Source organism: Yersinia sp. 22-579 (assembly GCF_030433455.1).
GTDB classification, from domain to species: domain Bacteria; phylum Pseudomonadota; class Gammaproteobacteria; order Enterobacterales; family Enterobacteriaceae; genus Yersinia; species Yersinia enterocolitica.
In genome coordinates, this window is the sequence record NZ_JAUJTZ010000004.1 from 156,888 (window position 1) to 171,240 (window position 14,353).

Consider the following 14,353-nt stretch of genomic DNA (forward strand, 5'->3'; position numbering starts at 1 on the left):
TCATTCCCGCGATCTGAGCTTCACGGGACAATCACTATTACTGAGTATGACTAGGGGTGGATTATCACACTTCCTGACTGAGCAAATAACAGATCATCGCCGCGCGCAGCGGGCTTTGGCTATAGGCTTGCCATTCTCCTTGCGGATTGGTAATTCTGGCATTCCACTGATTATTATCATTAATTTCTGGGGAATAGAGACCAATTTTGTTGGCATAGATGATAGGCCATGCGTCGGAAGGGTTCTTGCAGTAATCTTTGCCTTTAATGCCGCCATACGGATACCACTTGTCGGGATCCTCACCGCTCAGTAACGCAATGCTTCTGTTCACTTCGCTGTCACTTTCTTCATACCATTTAATCATCCGAATCACCATTCGCCTATAAAGTTCAGGCTACATTACGGCGAAATTAAGACAAATTTATGACAATCAACACGTTTGTTTTAGCTTGATAAAAGAGTGACCTGACGCCAGAAGGTAAAGCAGAACATCGGGGAAAGCAAAAGGAAAGGGGTATGAATATCACTCTGACACTGTCAACCCACAGCGCCAGAGTCGGTGAGTTTATCTCTCCGGAATAACGCCTTTAAAATCAAGAGGAGAAACGATATCACTGTCACTTTGAAAGTCACTGGTACCTGTTGCGTTAGCCAGTAATGCTTTGAGTAATTCTGTTTGCTGTTTCTGTTGTTCGACGATGTCTTGTAACAAGCGAATTTGTTCGTTTGCTCGCACGCTGGCACGGCTCAAAAAGAACCAAACTATCAAGAAAAAAATGACGGTAAACAGCGAAAAAGCGATTGGGACAATACCCATTGTGCCCATATTTGTATCTAACATTGACTACCCTATTACATGCGTGACGAAGGCTCTATCTTATCACTCTCCGTGTCACAAAGGTTAATCCGAGCAATCGATTAACACTTAATAACGATAACTATCAGAAATAGTTTTTACTGGTTATTATATAACGAGAAGGTAGGTTATCCTTACCATGGAATAATCGAAGTAATAGTGCAAATACCGGTAGAGAAAGTTCCCCCTTGGTCACAATAACTATCAAGGGCTAACAGATAAAACAAGCAACAAACGGCAATGATCCCTACCGTTGCAACAAGTTTTTTAATGTTCAAATCAGGCACCTTATTCAACATTTTCTTTTAATTATACTTTACTAAACATCAACCATTTATAGCCAAGATGTAATTACTCATGTTTGTCATCACGTTAGCATCCCATTTTAGTGACTATTTTACAATTTCGCTCTATAAATCAATAGGGTTTAGGATTTTTACTATTAACCATCTCATTATTACAAGTTAAACTGTTAAACTTATCTATTATATAATAAGTAAAACTAATTACAGGGAGTGACCATATGAGTTTATTCAGACTTCTCTTGGTGGTGGCAATCATATACTTAGGCTTGCTCTTTTCGGGCTATGGCGTACTGATTGGCAGCGAGAAAAACGCCGCAGGCATCGGTTTGCAATGCAAATATCTGACGGCCAGAAGCATCTCAACCGCTCAATTTATAAACGGAGAGAATGGTATCATCGGTGTTAGTAACTGCCCTTTAGTGAAAAAAATTGGTAATAATGTTTTTGAATAACCGATAACAGGTTCGTACTCATCCGCAGCTTGTCCAGCTCACGGGTTTTGGTCTGTGCTCAATGTACAGACCAAAACGCAACTGATAGTACGTTACTTCTGCGTAAACTTCATATCAATCAATGCAATGGCTTTCTCAATTGCACGCTTGGTTACCGGATCAGCTCCCGCAGGATGTGAAGCGAAATCAATAGCTTTGAGTTGATGAGACATCTTATCCCGCACTTCGGTCGGCGCAATAATATCAATCACATCAAGAATTTGTTTGATAACCAATTGGCAAGCAACCAGATCGGAGACCAGTTCTTGGTCATTAGTGAACATTTCAGACATGAATAATTCCTTCACAATAATATTGCACAAGGATATCACGCCCTTGGGCATATATCTTTAGCCGACAGTGTCATACTCACGATTTTATCGGTAAGAATTATCTTCGATTAATGAACAACCTACAGCGATAACTCGGTGCATTAAGTCATCAACTGAAGCGTTTGTTGCGGGTAAAAAAGATCGGTGCGAGGGCTGGGTTAATGATGCTAAAGGTTAAAAATAGGTATAAAAAAACCAGGTTTGATAGTTATCAATCACCTGGTTCGGAAGAGAAGTCATTACATATCTATTGATCACAATATTTCTAGTCTCACAGTTTATCACCTCCTACGCTTTTATCTTTGTGCAGAACCATTACTGGCATCTTTAGAAAGACGGTCACACCCACAACCGCTATCAGAGTCATAATCACTGTTATCAACATGCGATCACCTCATCTTTTTTAATTTCTATTTTTCCAAACTCAACCTTTTATCCTCGGGGTCTCCCCCTTTCAGATGACACTACCCTTTTACTATGGCACCAGAAAGTTCTTTTGCAAACACATCTTGAAAAGCCTTCATGATATATTTGCTACAATCACAGCCAATTTGGTGTTTTGTGTTGTTAGATTCAACTTGTGTATACTGCACTTCTCCTAACCAGAAAAAACAGACTAAATAATGTCACAAGAAAATCATCTCGCGTTAGTCTGCGCCCTCAGTAAATGGGTCGAAACCCATCTGGGGAGAGTCATCTACCTTGAAGAGTTAGCCGCGTACTCTGGCTATTCTCTCTGGCATATGCAGAAAATATTTAAAGAAGTGACAGGGGTGTCATTAGGTAAATACATTCGTGAAAGGCGCTTAGCAGGTGCTGTCTATCAACTGCGTAGCAGTGACAGCACTATTTTTGATATTGCTTTGGATTTTGGCTTTGGTTCACAATCACACTTTACTTACATGTTCAGAAAACGTTACGGCATAACCCCGTATGACTTCCGGCAAAATACAGATATTGACCTCAATATCGCTTTGCCCTTGCATACCACTCACCAAAAACTGGCGTAATCCACACAATACCATTATTCGCCTGAATGCTTACCAACGCTAACCGGCGAATATATTCTCAGTTTTTTTTGTAGCAATTCTGCACATCAACAGTTTGTATTTCGTTACGCTGGCGATCCGCCATGTAGGTCATCACAAACATAGTACTCACCACAATAAGTGCCGCCAGCAGTAAACCAATCAGTGCAATGACTTTATTGTCATCAAACAAGCTCTTGTCCATATATCCTCCCTAATGTCTATGGCGCATCAAATTAACCATAGGATCACAATCAACGTTATTGCGATCAGCAAACATGATGTTGTCAGTAAAACCACGAGCGCAAATTGCGCGTCGCCAATTCCCGTTGAATAGTCGCTATTCTGGGTAATATTTTCTTGTTTTTTCAAAACAATACCTACTGGCAAAACACACCAGCCGTAACCTTGCATAAGAAAAATCGTGTTTTATTAGCGCATGTTTATCAAAAAATCATACTAGCGCTAGCCTGACAGCAGGCTTTTACAACGCGATCCTGTCGTAGTCTGTGTTATATATCAAGCCCACCCATTGTAAAGATGGGGAAATACTCCAAACACATTAAGATAGATAATGTATTGCACTCATCGCTCAGGACCGGAATTCCCAGCCTATTCGCATTTAATATCGTCAATCTTATCACACGGTGATAATACCTGTCGCAAGGCTGTATAGCGCCGCGACTGCAGCAATGAGTGCTACGGCAAAAGCACATTTTTCAATAGCCGAGAAGACTAATTTCTTCTGCTCGCGTTTAGCGATAATAAACAACAAGGTTCCTGGACCGTATATCACTGCCGATAATAATATGTATTTCAACCCTCCGGCATACACCATCAATACAGCGTAGAACGTGGCTATCAATGCAATAATAAAATCTTTCGTATGGTCTTTCGTTCCTACAGAGTATGTCTCTCGGGTCCAGGCCAATTTCAAGCCATAGGCAGCAACCAATAGATAGGGAATCAGGACCAGTGAACTGGTTAACTCAAGTGCAAGTTGAAAAGCATATTCAGTGAAAAGCGTAACAATTAAGAATAATTGGATAAAAATATTGGACATCCAAACCGCTGCGGAGGGTACCCCGTGTTTATTCTCGGTTGCCAAGACACTCGGCATAATATGACTTTTTGCTGCACAATAAAGCGCTTCGGCCGCCAGTAGAGTCCATGACAAATAGGCACCCATCACTGAGATGATCAATCCAATACTGATAAATATTGCCCCCCACCGGCCTACGATATGCTCTAACACCCCCGCCATTGAGGGTTGACGTAAAGCAGCCAGATCAGGGCGTAGCAGTACACCATAGGAAAGCATGGTAACCAACACCAGCAGACATAAAACACCAATAAAACCTAAGACCGTCGCTATACCGACATGTTTTCTTTCCTTAGCATAGCGGGAATAAACACTCGCCCCCTCGATACCGACAAAAACAAATACAGTTACCAGCATAGTGCTACGAACTTGAGAAAATAGAGATTCAGAACCAGCACCTATTTCCAAGGCCGCATGACCGGTATAACCATAATCGTCCAGATGAGAGAGGTCACCCACCGTCCCCAGAGGTTGAGTACCCCAGAAATTTAATGCGAAAGTATCGGTGTGGAAGGCAAATGCTAAAACAATAATAAAAATAAATATTGGAATAACTTTAGCAAAAGTTGCAATGGTATTAATCGCCGCCGCCTCTTTGATGCCACGTAACACCATAAAATGGAAGCTCCACAAAATGAATGAGGCAATTAATACAGCGGATAAAGTATTGCCATCGCCAAATAGTGGAAAGAATGCTCCGAGTGTTGATTTGATCAGTACAAAATAAGAGACACTGCCGATACATGCACCAGCCCAGAAACCGATAGCCGACGCAAACCCGGCATAATCACCAAATCCGGTTTTCGCATAGATATAAACACCAGAATCGAGTTCAGGTTTACGCTGCGCCAATGTCTGGAAAACAAAAGCCAAAGTCAGCATGCCTCCCCCTGCAATAACCCAGGCGATGAGTGCGCCAAAACCTCCAGTAGCGCGGCCAAATGTCGCGGGTAAAGAGAAAATACCGGCACCTATCATTGAACCGACGACCAACGAAGTTAATGACCACAGTGATAACTTTTTATTTGAAGAGGCCGCCATATTTCTGTCCCTTTACAAGAGTAAATCCTATGTAAACCACATTAACCTAATAAAAGCTTAAGACCAGCTGCTATTCAGCAAAAATGTGAGCTTTCGTCAAAAGCTGAATATTCATAGTTTGAGTATAGCAAGCATAAATAATGCACGTAGCCATCATTAAAATGGTGTAGTGCATTGGTGTATTGCTGAACTGAGTTGAGCGTTGTTTTATTCGTTCGGCGTCTGAGTGACATAAAATTTATCTATTTATGTCTATTTCGACGTAATTTAGCTCATCAGGCTTTTCGTTAGATAATAACGATGGTACTCATCCACGACATTTTCTAACGTCATCTGCAATTGATAACCATGCTTTTCATAGAAAGGCCGCGCTTGAAAACTGAATGTATCGACTTGGGCGAATTTACATCCCCGCAGTATTGCTTCTCGCTCAACTGCCTGTATCAGTTTGCTACCCGCTCCAGAATGACGTAACGTATCTGATACCCATAACAATTCTATACTCAGATAATGACCTAACGTATAAGTAGTAATACCCCCTAACTTCTCACCATGCTCACCCGTTATAAACACCGCTAATGGTTTACGCCCATTATCACCGACAAAATTACGGTTAAAAGCCTTCAACCCTGCCATTATTTCAGCTACATCTTCAGTTGTTGGGGTGTCCGTCATCGTTAACTTCATTGTCATTGTTCCTCGTTATGAAATCACTGGCACAACTCGATTTTATCTTTGCTTCTGGATATTCTCACAGATAAGAATTTTATTATCTGCTGATAACTGGCAAAATAAACGCTATTAAGAACTATTTCGATTTATGATGCCGCAAACCGATTTTCTTATTTTGTGTTGTCATTTCCCTCTGTAATTGTAAGGATTTCTGATGCTCCGCCGTTTCTTTTCTTATTACACCCCATACAAAGGGCTTTTCTATCTGGATTTTGGCTGTGCAATTTTGGCTGGGCTGCTGGAACTGAGCTTCCCGATGGCGGTAAAGCTGTTCATTGATAAGCTGCTCCCTAACCAAGACTGGGTGTTGATAGTCTGGGCTGCAACGGGCCTGCTAATGATTTATCTACTGAATACAGCGCTCATGGCAATAGTTAACTATTGGGGACATGCTCTCGGCGTCGGTATTGAAACCGATATGCGTCGCCAGGCCTTTAGTCATCTGCAAAAGTTATCATTTAGCTATTACGACAATATGAAGACCGGCCATATCATCACTCATGTAACGAAAGATTTAGAGGAAGTCGGGGAAATTGCCCATCACGGCCCGGAAGATCTTTTTATTGCAGTGATGACATTTATTGGTGCCTTTATTCTGATGGCATCCGTTCATCTGCCACTGGCGATGCTCACTATTGTTATTGTGCCGTTTATGACCTATTTGGTCAGCCGTTATGGTGCACAAATGACAGATACCTGGCGCCGGCTTTTTGGTCAGGTAGGGAATTTTAATGCCCGGATTGAAGAAAGTATTGGGGGTATTCGGGTAGTCAAAGCGTTCGCAAACGAATCCCACGAGAAGAAATTATTCGCCAAAGATAACGAAGATTACCGTACGACGAAGCTGAAGGCTTACCGCATCATGACCACCAGCATGACCATGAGCTATCTCAGCACCCGTCTGGTGCAGTTGATTGTGATGGTAGTCGGTACTTGGTATGTCGTTCATGATCAGTTGAGCTATGGTGGCTTCGTCGGTTTTCTATTGTTAGTCGAAGTGTTTTTCCGCCCAGTAGCAAAAATAACCTCAGTGCTGGAAAGCTACCCGAAAGGAATAGCTGGATTTAAACGATTCACTCAATTGATTGATACTTTACCCGATATTGTTGATCAACCCAATGCGCGTCCGGTCGGCCATCTTAGGGGCGATATTTGCTACCAGGATGTCAGTTTCGGTTATTCACCACAGAGCAAAATCTTTACTCACTTGAATCTGCAAATCCGTGCGGGCGAAACTGTCGCATTCGTTGGGCCATCGGGGGCCGGCAAGACCACGTTATGTTCATTACTTCCCCGCTTCTATGAACTTGATGGCGGTACAATCACCATTGATGGGATCAATATCCGTGATATGACTCAGCAATCATTACGGAATAATATTGGTATAGTTCAACAAGATGTTTTCTTATTCGGCGGTTCTATCCGTGAGAATATCGCCTATGGCAAGTTGGATGCCAGTGATGACGAAATCATGGCTGCAGCACGACAAGCCCGCTTGGATGAGCTGATTGAAAGCCTGCCAGATGGCCTTGATACTGTGGTCGGTGAGCGCGGAGTAAAATTATCGGGCGGGCAAAAACAGCGCCTTTCTATTGCCCGTATCTTCCTGAAAAATCCGCCGATTTTGATTCTGGATGAAGCGACCTCTGCGCTGGATACTGCGACCGAACAAGCCATTCAGTTGGCATTGACTGAACTATCGCAAGGCCGAACCACCTTGGTGATTGCTCACCGTTTAGCCACGATTCAAAATGCCGACCGCATCATTGTGGTCGATAAAGAAGGTATTGTTGAACAAGGTGACCACCACGAGCTCCTCGCCCGTAACGGGGCTTATGCCAAACTGCATAATGCTCAGTTCAGTGCAGCTTGATACACAGTAAAAACCCACCCGCAGATGGGCTCGAATGGTAAACTGGAGGAAAATTCAGCCAAAGCCATTCCATCGCGGGCTTAAATAGGGTACAAGGACGCCATGAAAATTCCAAAACGAATCCAACCGCTGGTTGATGACGGCTTGGTTGACGAAGTCATCCGTCGTTTAAAAAGTGGCAAAGAAGCAGATGTCTATGTTGTCCGTTGTGGGCAGGATATCCGCTGCGCTAAAGTTTACAAAGAAGCCGAGAACCGCAATTTTAAACAAGCGGTTCAATATCAAGAAGGTCGCAAGGTCCGTAATAGCCGCGATGCGCGTGCCATGGCGAAGGGATCTAAGTTTGGCCGTAAGCAGCAAGAAGAAACCTGGCAAACCGCCGAGGTGGATGCATTGTACCTGCTAGCCAATGCTGGTGTTCGCGTGCCACAACCCTATGCCTGCCTTGATGGGGTGCTGCTCATGGAGCTGGTCACCGATGAAGATGGTCTCGCTGCTCCTCGGCTTAGTGATGTCCCATTTAGCAAAGAACAAGCTCTGATCGACCATGCAATAATGATCCGTTATGTCGTACGGATGCTGTGCGCAGGCTTGGTTCATGGTGACTTATCGGAGTTTAATGTCTTAATCGATAAAGACGGCCCGGTGATTATCGATTTACCGCAAGCCGTTAATGCTGCTGCGAATAACCATGCTAAGGCCATGTTGGAGCGAGATGTGGCGAATATGACACATTATTATGGTCAATATGCCCCGGAATTGCTTGGCACTAAATATGCCAAAGAGATGTGGGCGCTGTATGAAGATGGCAAATTGCACCCTGAAACTCCATTGACCGGCGAATTTGCAGAAAGTACGCAAGCTGCGGATGTTGAGGGTGTGCTGGAGGAGATCCAGGCGGTCATCGCTGAAGAACAAGAACGCCTGCGTGAGGCTCAAGACCCTTATTAGTCAGTCATAACATTACAATCAGAAATGAGGGGGTGAGTAGAGTACGGTGCAACGTCGTTGACTTGCCCTGAATTGCCCTACCCCCTTCAGATACGATTAATTTACAAACTGTTTAGTTATTTAAGCATATAACGTACTGCTATATGGTCAGATGCACAGGTTAGCAGCGCAGCTATCAATGGCACGGTCATCAGTGAACCCGTGTTTCCCCCGCCTTGGTTCAATCTTCCCATAACTGCGTAATCGATGGTTCTGTTCGACTGCTGGGTCATCTGATTAGGAGAGACTATCTGATATGGCTGAGTGAGTGACGGGTTCAATGCCTCAAGGGATATACCCAATTGTTCAGGTGTGCGGTTATAATCTCCCATTATCATCCAGGTGGCTTGCGGACGGTTGGGTTGTATCGTTCTTGCCATATAGCCATCAATGAATTGAACAATTTGCGGTGCTTCGTTATTGGTTCGCGCCTCGGCATGGAGACTAAAAAAATAGTCGTCACCGATTCGGATACCCAATGTGGGCCTGGTGTTACGCCCACTGGTCATCGGTGGTACGATAATGACCTCTTCTGCTCGGAATCTGGAAACAATCGCCAGATTGATTCGCGATGCCGGTCCACTTCGCCCACGATCAAAGTGATAAATATAAAAATCGCTGGAGCGACTGCTGCTACCGACATTCCAGAGATATTCCTGCACCAGACTACTTGAAACCCCACGGCGGCTGGGATTAATAATAGTGTCACTCCCTCCGGCCAAAGAAACCACCGGTACTTGTATATCGGAGCGCGGCATTCTTCTTTCTATTTCAGGGTGTTGACCTGCCACTATAGGTAAAACAATAGCACTTGACGGTACAGCACCGCTTTCCTGCAAGGCTACAATATCGATTCCATCTCTGCTAAATATTGCTTTGACACCCGTTACCCATTTGGAATTACTACCATACCCACTTTGGGCTCCCTGCATATTCCAGGAGGCTAATTTATAGTCAGCAACATCTGCTTGGGCTATTAGACATAAACTTGAAAAACCATAAATTAATCCCTTAAATAATCCCCTCATATTCGAATTCCTTTCTATTTTAATATTAAGGCGCTAATGGTGGGACAATTGCCCAATAAAAGTCTTTATTGGTTTGGTCACATACATCACTGTATATGGAGTAATAACGAATGCCCGAGCTCATATAAATGCACTCACTATTATGTGCAAACTTTATTAAAATAGCGCCGGAGCTGATAAGTTCAAAATTAAACTTTTGCTTTTCATGACTGCCAGTACACTTGTGCTCCACAATCTGATAGTTGGTCCCATAGTGTTGCAGACACAGGCCAGAGTTTTGATTAACAAAAGAAATTGTCCCATCAGAGTTGTACATAAGGTTCCAGTTGGCATTGGCTTTCCAGTCTCCAGATAAATTGTGAGCATAGTCAGCCCACAGATATTGGTTCTGACCATGGTTATGGCTATAAATCAATGCGCCATGATTAACATTATAAATGGATTTATAGACAGGTTCGTTGGCCGCAATAATTTCATTGGTTGATATTAGAGTTAATATTAAAATTGCCGAGTTTAATAAACCAGATTTATTTATTTCCTTATACATATCACTACTCCCTTCTTAAAATCTCATTTAATAAACTAGATTAAGCCAGGCAGTAATTAAATCTCCATTTTTGTTATATATCGAATATTTGTGGGGTAGTAAGCCCCTCTTCCTACCCCACATTTCTCTACATCTATAGCACTAATTAACTCAGTGCCACCGCTTCAACCCGGTTTTTCCCCGCGGTTTTCGCCCGGTATAATGCTTTATCAGCAGCCTCTGACAAATCTGTCGCCGATAAATGCTCACCGGGTTCAGAGACTGATGCCACACCCACGCTGATAGTCACTCGCCCATGAGGTGACATGCCGTGAGGGATATCCAGTTCTTCAATAGAATGGCGCATGCGCTCGGCAACTGCTTTTGCATCTGACAATGTGCTAGGTGCGAGCAAAACAATAAATTCCTCACCACCATAACGAGCCAAAATATCTGAACCGCCACGAATAGATTTTGATAACGTTTCAACAATGGATTTCAAGCAAACATCCCCCATGGCATGCCCGTAGAGATCGTTAAAGCTTTTAAAATTGTCAAAATCAATCATCAACACAGACAGAGTTCCCCTTTCGGCGTAATTTTTCTGCCAAATATGCTGATAAATGTCATCAAAGTGACGGCGATTTGCTACCCCCGTTAGTACATCTGTTTGTGCCAATGCTTTTAGGATAGATTCAGATTGTTTAAGTTCTGTAATATCAAAAAACGAACCATACCAAATAACCGAGCCGTCATCTTTGCGGGTTGGGAAAGACTCACCATGAAGCCAATGCGTCCCCTTTTCCGGCAACACCACACGAAAATCACAACTCCAAACTGATAAATTTTGCTGGGATGTGATAACAGCCTGTTTTAGCATCTCCCTATCGTCAGTATGAATACGACTAAATAGCGGGTTTTTCTCTTGTGGCACGCGCAAGACATCGGCGGGTGCAAGGTCAAATATTTTCCGAATCCCTTCGCTGCAATAACTAAAATAAGATTCTCCATCAGAATTTAAATAGTATGCATAGATCATCGCTGGCAAGTTTTTAGTTAACTTGTCCATCATCTGCTTACTTTTTTCCAGTTCTATCAGTAAGGATTTTCTTTCCGACACATCAGCAATCACACTGATATACCCCATAACATTGCCATTATCAGAGGTTATTTCATGGACACTCAATGTGCCCCAAAAGCGTTTACCATCCTTACGTTGATAGCACCACTCATTGGCTTCGCGCCGATTAAGTAATAAATAGTCCAGATCAACTTGGGATTCGCCATTTTCAGGGATATACAATATGTTGGAAATAGGTTTTCCCAAAACTTCATCCTTAGAATAACCAAACATTCTCTCTGCACCCACATTATATATCGTGATGCAGTTATCTAAGTCTGTAGTAATAATGGCGATCTGTTTTTCGGCATTCAGCAGCACGTCTAACTGAAGAGTAGATAATTCATGCTTCCCATTCTCTCTCTTCACTGGCTCACCTTTTGGGTGTTTACCAAATACTTTCCTGGAAAGAAAATCCAGGCAGCCATGATAAAAAGAAAATAAAGACATAAATATAAATCACCTATTATTTAGCACGTAAAACAAAAAAAATAAAAACATCATTAACTTAGCTAATACTACCAGAAATAACACTTTGAATTATAACATGGAACAATAAGCCAGTGTAGGCCAGCCCTGATAACACCACTTGTCCGATAAGGAATGAAATTTAACTTGATAAAATCATTACAAATCCAGTAAAGAAAACTGAGACATCAATCCGCTATAGTCACCACAATTGATGTTGAACAACTGGAGTAAGAATGAAGACGTTACTTATAATATGTATGTCCACCGTATTACTATTCAATATGACGGCCAGCTATGCGGCATCACCTGCGCATCAAGAGATGCAAAAATCATCAAGTGAGAACTGCAAACGCCCTCCTGAACCGCCTAAAGACAAGAACGGCCACCCATTGCCACCCCCTAAAGATCATAATAATAGCCATGCATCTAAAGGCCAACCACCTCATGATGACAAACATTTATGCCCGCCACCACAAGGAAATAAAAAACCATAATACTGTAAGCCTCTTTTATCAATATAGATAGATTCTTACCACAGCAGATAAGTTAAAAATAGAATGGCTTAATTTATCTGCTTTTCATTATGTAACTTATTTTAAAAAAAATGCATTATACGTTAATTAATAATCATTACCTCACGGAATTAATTTACTCCCCCCCTGGCAAGATATAACTTTATAGCCCATGCTAAATAACGAGAAAAAAAATCTCCCTCATACATTAATAATGTCCTGTGACATATAACAAGTAGCTAAGGAAACAACTATGGTCTATAAATCATTATCTAGTATTGCTATTGCAACTCTCTTAGTCACAACAATGGCTCCGGTATTTGCCTCTTCCACAACGCCAAAGGATATGACTTGCAAAGAGTTTCTTGATCTTAATCCTAAAAGTATGACTCCAGTGGCGTTCTGGATACTGAATGAGGATACTCAGTATAAAAAAGGCGACAATGTCGATTTTCAGGAAGTCGATACTGTATATACTCCTAAAGTCATTGATATCTGTAAAAAATCACCCGATAAAAAAATATCTGATATGAAACCAGATATTATGGCAGCGGCCAAGAAATAAATGTCATATCATTCAAAGCCCCACCTTACTGAGGAGGGGCTTTCTGTGACTTTTAGTTATTATTATTTTGGAGTTATCATGCGAAAAAAGAAAATAATATTGGTAACATTACTGATACTACCACTCAGCCAAGCTCTGGCCGTTGATTGTAAAAATGCAGCAACACAACAGGATATGAATCAATGTGCAAATTCAGATTATAAAAAAGCTGATGCCGAACTTAATCGCACTTACAAAGATCTTCTCGCCAAAACAACTGTAGCCCAAAGGCCATTATTAAAAAGTGCGCAACTGACCTGGATAAAATACCGTGATGCGGACTGTACTTTCCAGTCATCAGCTACCGAGGGAGGTTCAGTACATCCGATGATTATTTCTGCTTGCTTGACCCATAAAACTGAAGAGCGCACCACCCAACTGAAATCATTCTTAAATTGTTCTGAAGGTGACTTAAGTTGCCCGCTGTAGCATCACTCTGACATACGCGATCGCTATGATTTGCGTTGTCTCATCAGAGAGGGTGTTACCCCATAAGCAACTTTAAAACAGTTGCTAAAATGACTGGCAGAGCTAAAACCACACTCCAAAGCAATATGAATAATTGGCATCAAACTGTACCTTATCAATTGATCGGCTCGGCATAGACGAGCTTTTAACACAAACTGGTGTGGTGCCAGTCCAGTACTTTGTTTAAACATCCGTGCAAAATGGAATTCACTCAGTCCAGCCTGTTCAGCAAGGTCAGACAATAACAGCGGTTGTGCAAGGTGGCTGTCGATATATTCCTTTACCCGCTTTAATACTACCGGGGCCAAACCACCGCGAATAGCAGGAATAGCCCACTGTAACTGGGTGTAAGTTTTGAGTAAATGGGTCATCAGCAAAGTTGCTGCACTGCTGAGCGCCAAATGATTTGCCTGTTCTTGCCAATCATAATTAAGTAAAAATTGGCGATACAGCAGTGTTATTTGTGGATCTTCGGCGAAAATACGCTCATCAACCTGAATGGATTGAGGGCTACGCTCCCAGATCTGTTCTGCTAATTGGCGCAGATGGTTATCGGTGCAATACAAATGCACAAATGATAAATCGTCTCTTACATCCCAGCTCGATAAACTGCCCTTTGGCATAATGCAAAAACGATCCGGCCCCCCGCCGTTTTTCCACCCTGCCCGCGTTTTGTGATAGCACTCATAACCATCTGCGACATACAAACTCAAGGTGTGATGATCCGGACTTTCTTGCGTAACGCAGTCATCGCGATTAGACCAGGCCGCCAATTGAATACCCGAGCCGAGTTGCACGCAATCATGCAAGCGAGCTTTATGTTCTCTTAGGGTTTCAAAGGCTTGGTAACGTTCCAACATCGCACTGACTTCCT

The 14,353-nt window shown here is 42.5% G+C and carries 19 protein-coding genes; 7 read left to right on the plus strand and 12 right to left on the minus strand.

What is annotated here, in order from left to right; translation table 11 throughout:
* Positions 1-64: 64 nt before the first annotated feature.
* From QSV56_RS06570 to QSV56_RS21930, 3 genes are all read right to left on the minus strand, one after another.
* Positions 65-364 (minus strand): phage protein NinX family protein, encoded by a 300-nt coding sequence (locus tag QSV56_RS06570; RefSeq protein WP_005163675.1) that lies wholly within the window; start codon positions 362-364, stop codon positions 65-67.
* A gap of 201 nt (positions 365-565) precedes the next feature.
* Positions 566-841 carry a YebO family protein gene (locus QSV56_RS06575; protein WP_005170543.1) on the minus strand — a complete coding sequence of 92 codons (276 nt, stop codon included), beginning with the start codon at positions 839-841 and terminating at the stop codon, positions 566-568.
* Positions 842-990: 149 nt separating this feature from the next.
* Positions 991-1,134, minus strand: coding sequence for a PhoP/PhoQ regulator MgrB (locus QSV56_RS21930; protein ID WP_005170546.1), 144 nt, complete (start codon positions 1,132-1,134; stop codon positions 991-993).
* A gap of 245 nt (positions 1,135-1,379) precedes the next feature.
* Here QSV56_RS21930 and QSV56_RS06580 point away from each other — a divergent pair, with 245 nt between their 5' ends.
* Entirely contained in the window at positions 1,380-1,613 is a 234-nt protein-coding gene (locus QSV56_RS06580; protein ID WP_019083367.1) for a YobH family protein, read from the plus strand.
* A gap of 92 nt (positions 1,614-1,705) precedes the next feature.
* Here the strand turns inward: QSV56_RS06580 and QSV56_RS06585 are convergent, their stop codons facing one another.
* Entirely contained in the window at positions 1,706-1,945 is a 240-nt protein-coding gene (locus QSV56_RS06585) for a DUF2766 family protein (RefSeq protein ID WP_005170549.1), read from the minus strand.
* A gap of 662 nt (positions 1,946-2,607) precedes the next feature.
* On the opposite strand from QSV56_RS06585, the gene QSV56_RS06590 reads away from it, so the two are divergent.
* The gene (locus tag QSV56_RS06590) at positions 2,608-2,994 is read left to right on the plus strand and encodes a helix-turn-helix domain-containing protein (protein ID WP_005158136.1); all 387 of its coding nucleotides are present in this window, start codon (positions 2,608-2,610) and stop codon (positions 2,992-2,994) included.
* Between the two features lie 58 nt (positions 2,995-3,052).
* Here the strand turns inward: QSV56_RS06590 and QSV56_RS06595 are convergent, their stop codons facing one another.
* From QSV56_RS06595 to QSV56_RS06610, 4 genes are all read right to left on the minus strand, one after another.
* Positions 3,053-3,217, minus strand: a complete 165-nt coding sequence (locus QSV56_RS06595; RefSeq protein ID WP_005158133.1) for a hypothetical protein — start codon at positions 3,215-3,217, stop codon at positions 3,053-3,055.
* Between the two features lie 26 nt (positions 3,218-3,243).
* Positions 3,244-3,426, minus strand: a complete 183-nt coding sequence (locus tag QSV56_RS06600; RefSeq protein ID WP_005170555.1) for a hypothetical protein — start codon at positions 3,424-3,426, stop codon at positions 3,244-3,246.
* A 226-nt stretch (positions 3,427-3,652) separates the two neighbouring features.
* Positions 3,653-5,155, minus strand: coding sequence for an amino acid permease (locus QSV56_RS06605; RefSeq protein ID WP_019079728.1), 1,503 nt, complete (start codon positions 5,153-5,155; stop codon positions 3,653-3,655).
* A 267-nt stretch (positions 5,156-5,422) separates the two neighbouring features.
* Positions 5,423-5,842 (minus strand): GNAT family N-acetyltransferase, encoded by a 420-nt coding sequence (locus QSV56_RS06610; RefSeq protein ID WP_046694899.1) that lies wholly within the window; start codon positions 5,840-5,842, stop codon positions 5,423-5,425.
* Between the two features lie 199 nt (positions 5,843-6,041).
* Between QSV56_RS06610 and QSV56_RS06615 the strand changes: the two genes are divergently transcribed.
* Together QSV56_RS06615 and QSV56_RS06620 are read left to right on the plus strand one after the other, a co-directional pair.
* Positions 6,042-7,760 (plus strand): ABC transporter ATP-binding protein, encoded by a 1,719-nt coding sequence (locus QSV56_RS06615; RefSeq protein WP_019079730.1) that lies wholly within the window; start codon positions 6,042-6,044, stop codon positions 7,758-7,760.
* Between the two features lie 102 nt (positions 7,761-7,862).
* Positions 7,863-8,711: a PA4780 family RIO1-like protein kinase gene (locus QSV56_RS06620; protein ID WP_005158129.1), complete on the plus strand. Its 849-nt coding sequence runs from the start codon at positions 7,863-7,865 to the stop codon at positions 8,709-8,711.
* Positions 8,712-8,827: 116 nt separating this feature from the next.
* Here the strand turns inward: QSV56_RS06620 and QSV56_RS06625 are convergent, their stop codons facing one another.
* The 3 genes from QSV56_RS06625 to QSV56_RS06635 form a co-directional block, all read right to left on the minus strand.
* On the minus strand, positions 8,828-9,778 hold the full coding sequence (locus tag QSV56_RS06625) for a cytolethal distending toxin subunit B family protein (protein ID WP_050130953.1): 951 nt from the start codon (positions 9,776-9,778) through the stop codon (positions 8,828-8,830).
* 25 nt (positions 9,779-9,803) lie between these two features.
* Positions 9,804-10,325, minus strand: a complete 522-nt coding sequence (locus tag QSV56_RS06630) for an RICIN domain-containing protein (protein WP_019079732.1) — start codon at positions 10,323-10,325, stop codon at positions 9,804-9,806.
* A 145-nt stretch (positions 10,326-10,470) separates the two neighbouring features.
* On the minus strand, positions 10,471-11,874 hold the full coding sequence (locus tag QSV56_RS06635) for a sensor domain-containing diguanylate cyclase (protein WP_046050778.1): 1,404 nt from the start codon (positions 11,872-11,874) through the stop codon (positions 10,471-10,473).
* Between the two features lie 254 nt (positions 11,875-12,128).
* Between QSV56_RS06635 and QSV56_RS06640 the strand changes: the two genes are divergently transcribed.
* The 3 genes from QSV56_RS06640 (at position 12,129) to QSV56_RS06650 (ending at position 13,440) form a co-directional block, all read left to right on the plus strand.
* Entirely contained in the window at positions 12,129-12,389 is a 261-nt protein-coding gene (locus QSV56_RS06640; RefSeq protein ID WP_026017874.1) for a hypothetical protein, read from the plus strand.
* Positions 12,390-12,660: 271 nt separating this feature from the next.
* Complete coding sequence (gene hdeB, locus QSV56_RS06645; protein WP_046050777.1) at positions 12,661-12,972, plus strand: acid-activated periplasmic chaperone HdeB; 312 nt, start codon at positions 12,661-12,663, stop codon at positions 12,970-12,972.
* Between the two features lie 78 nt (positions 12,973-13,050).
* Positions 13,051-13,440, plus strand: a complete 390-nt coding sequence (locus QSV56_RS06650; protein ID WP_019079736.1) for a lysozyme inhibitor LprI family protein — start codon at positions 13,051-13,053, stop codon at positions 13,438-13,440.
* A 23-nt stretch (positions 13,441-13,463) separates the two neighbouring features.
* Here QSV56_RS06650 and QSV56_RS06655 read toward each other — a convergent pair whose 3' ends face one another.
* Positions 13,464-14,339: a helix-turn-helix domain-containing protein gene (locus QSV56_RS06655; RefSeq protein WP_026017875.1), complete on the minus strand. Its 876-nt coding sequence runs from the start codon at positions 14,337-14,339 to the stop codon at positions 13,464-13,466.
* Between the last annotated feature and the right edge of the window lie 14 nt (positions 14,340-14,353).

What these genes read in the sequence shown, in the direction of transcription:
- QSV56_RS06585 (WP_005170549.1), bottom strand. Translation starts at nt 1,945, where the DNA reads ATGTCTGAAATGTTCACTAATGACCAAGAACTGGTCTCCGATCTGGTT.
- QSV56_RS06590 (WP_005158136.1), top strand. Translation starts at nt 2,608, where the DNA reads ATGTCACAAGAAAATCATCTCGCGTTAGTCTGCGCCCTCAGTAAATGG.
- QSV56_RS06630 (WP_019079732.1), bottom strand. Translation starts at nt 10,325, where the DNA reads ATGTATAAGGAAATAAATAAATCTGGTTTATTAAACTCGGCAATTTTA.
- QSV56_RS06575 (WP_005170543.1), bottom strand. Translation starts at nt 841, where the DNA reads ATGTTAGATACAAATATGGGCACAATGGGTATTGTCCCAATCGCTTTT.
- QSV56_RS06580 (WP_019083367.1), top strand. Translation starts at nt 1,380, where the DNA reads ATGAGTTTATTCAGACTTCTCTTGGTGGTGGCAATCATATACTTAGGC.
- QSV56_RS06640 (WP_026017874.1), top strand. Translation starts at nt 12,129, where the DNA reads ATGAAGACGTTACTTATAATATGTATGTCCACCGTATTACTATTCAAT.
- QSV56_RS06650 (WP_019079736.1), top strand. Translation starts at nt 13,051, where the DNA reads ATGCGAAAAAAGAAAATAATATTGGTAACATTACTGATACTACCACTC.
- QSV56_RS06595 (WP_005158133.1), bottom strand. Translation starts at nt 3,217, where the DNA reads ATGGACAAGAGCTTGTTTGATGACAATAAAGTCATTGCACTGATTGGT.
- QSV56_RS06625 (WP_050130953.1), bottom strand. Translation starts at nt 9,778, where the DNA reads ATGAGGGGATTATTTAAGGGATTAATTTATGGTTTTTCAAGTTTATGT.
- QSV56_RS06570 (WP_005163675.1), bottom strand. Translation starts at nt 364, where the DNA reads ATGATTAAATGGTATGAAGAAAGTGACAGCGAAGTGAACAGAAGCATT.
- QSV56_RS06635 (WP_046050778.1), bottom strand. Translation starts at nt 11,874, where the DNA reads ATGTCTTTATTTTCTTTTTATCATGGCTGCCTGGATTTTCTTTCCAGG.
- QSV56_RS06610 (WP_046694899.1), bottom strand. Translation starts at nt 5,842, where the DNA reads ATGAAGTTAACGATGACGGACACCCCAACAACTGAAGATGTAGCTGAA.
- QSV56_RS06615 (WP_019079730.1), top strand. Translation starts at nt 6,042, where the DNA reads ATGCTCCGCCGTTTCTTTTCTTATTACACCCCATACAAAGGGCTTTTC.
- QSV56_RS06605 (WP_019079728.1), bottom strand. Translation starts at nt 5,155, where the DNA reads ATGGCGGCCTCTTCAAATAAAAAGTTATCACTGTGGTCATTAACTTCG.
- QSV56_RS06620 (WP_005158129.1), top strand. Translation starts at nt 7,863, where the DNA reads ATGAAAATTCCAAAACGAATCCAACCGCTGGTTGATGACGGCTTGGTT.
- hdeB (WP_046050777.1), top strand. Translation starts at nt 12,661, where the DNA reads ATGGTCTATAAATCATTATCTAGTATTGCTATTGCAACTCTCTTAGTC.
- QSV56_RS06600 (WP_005170555.1), bottom strand. Translation starts at nt 3,426, where the DNA reads ATGCAAGGTTACGGCTGGTGTGTTTTGCCAGTAGGTATTGTTTTGAAA.
- QSV56_RS06655 (WP_026017875.1), bottom strand. Translation starts at nt 14,339, where the DNA reads ATGTTGGAACGTTACCAAGCCTTTGAAACCCTAAGAGAACATAAAGCT.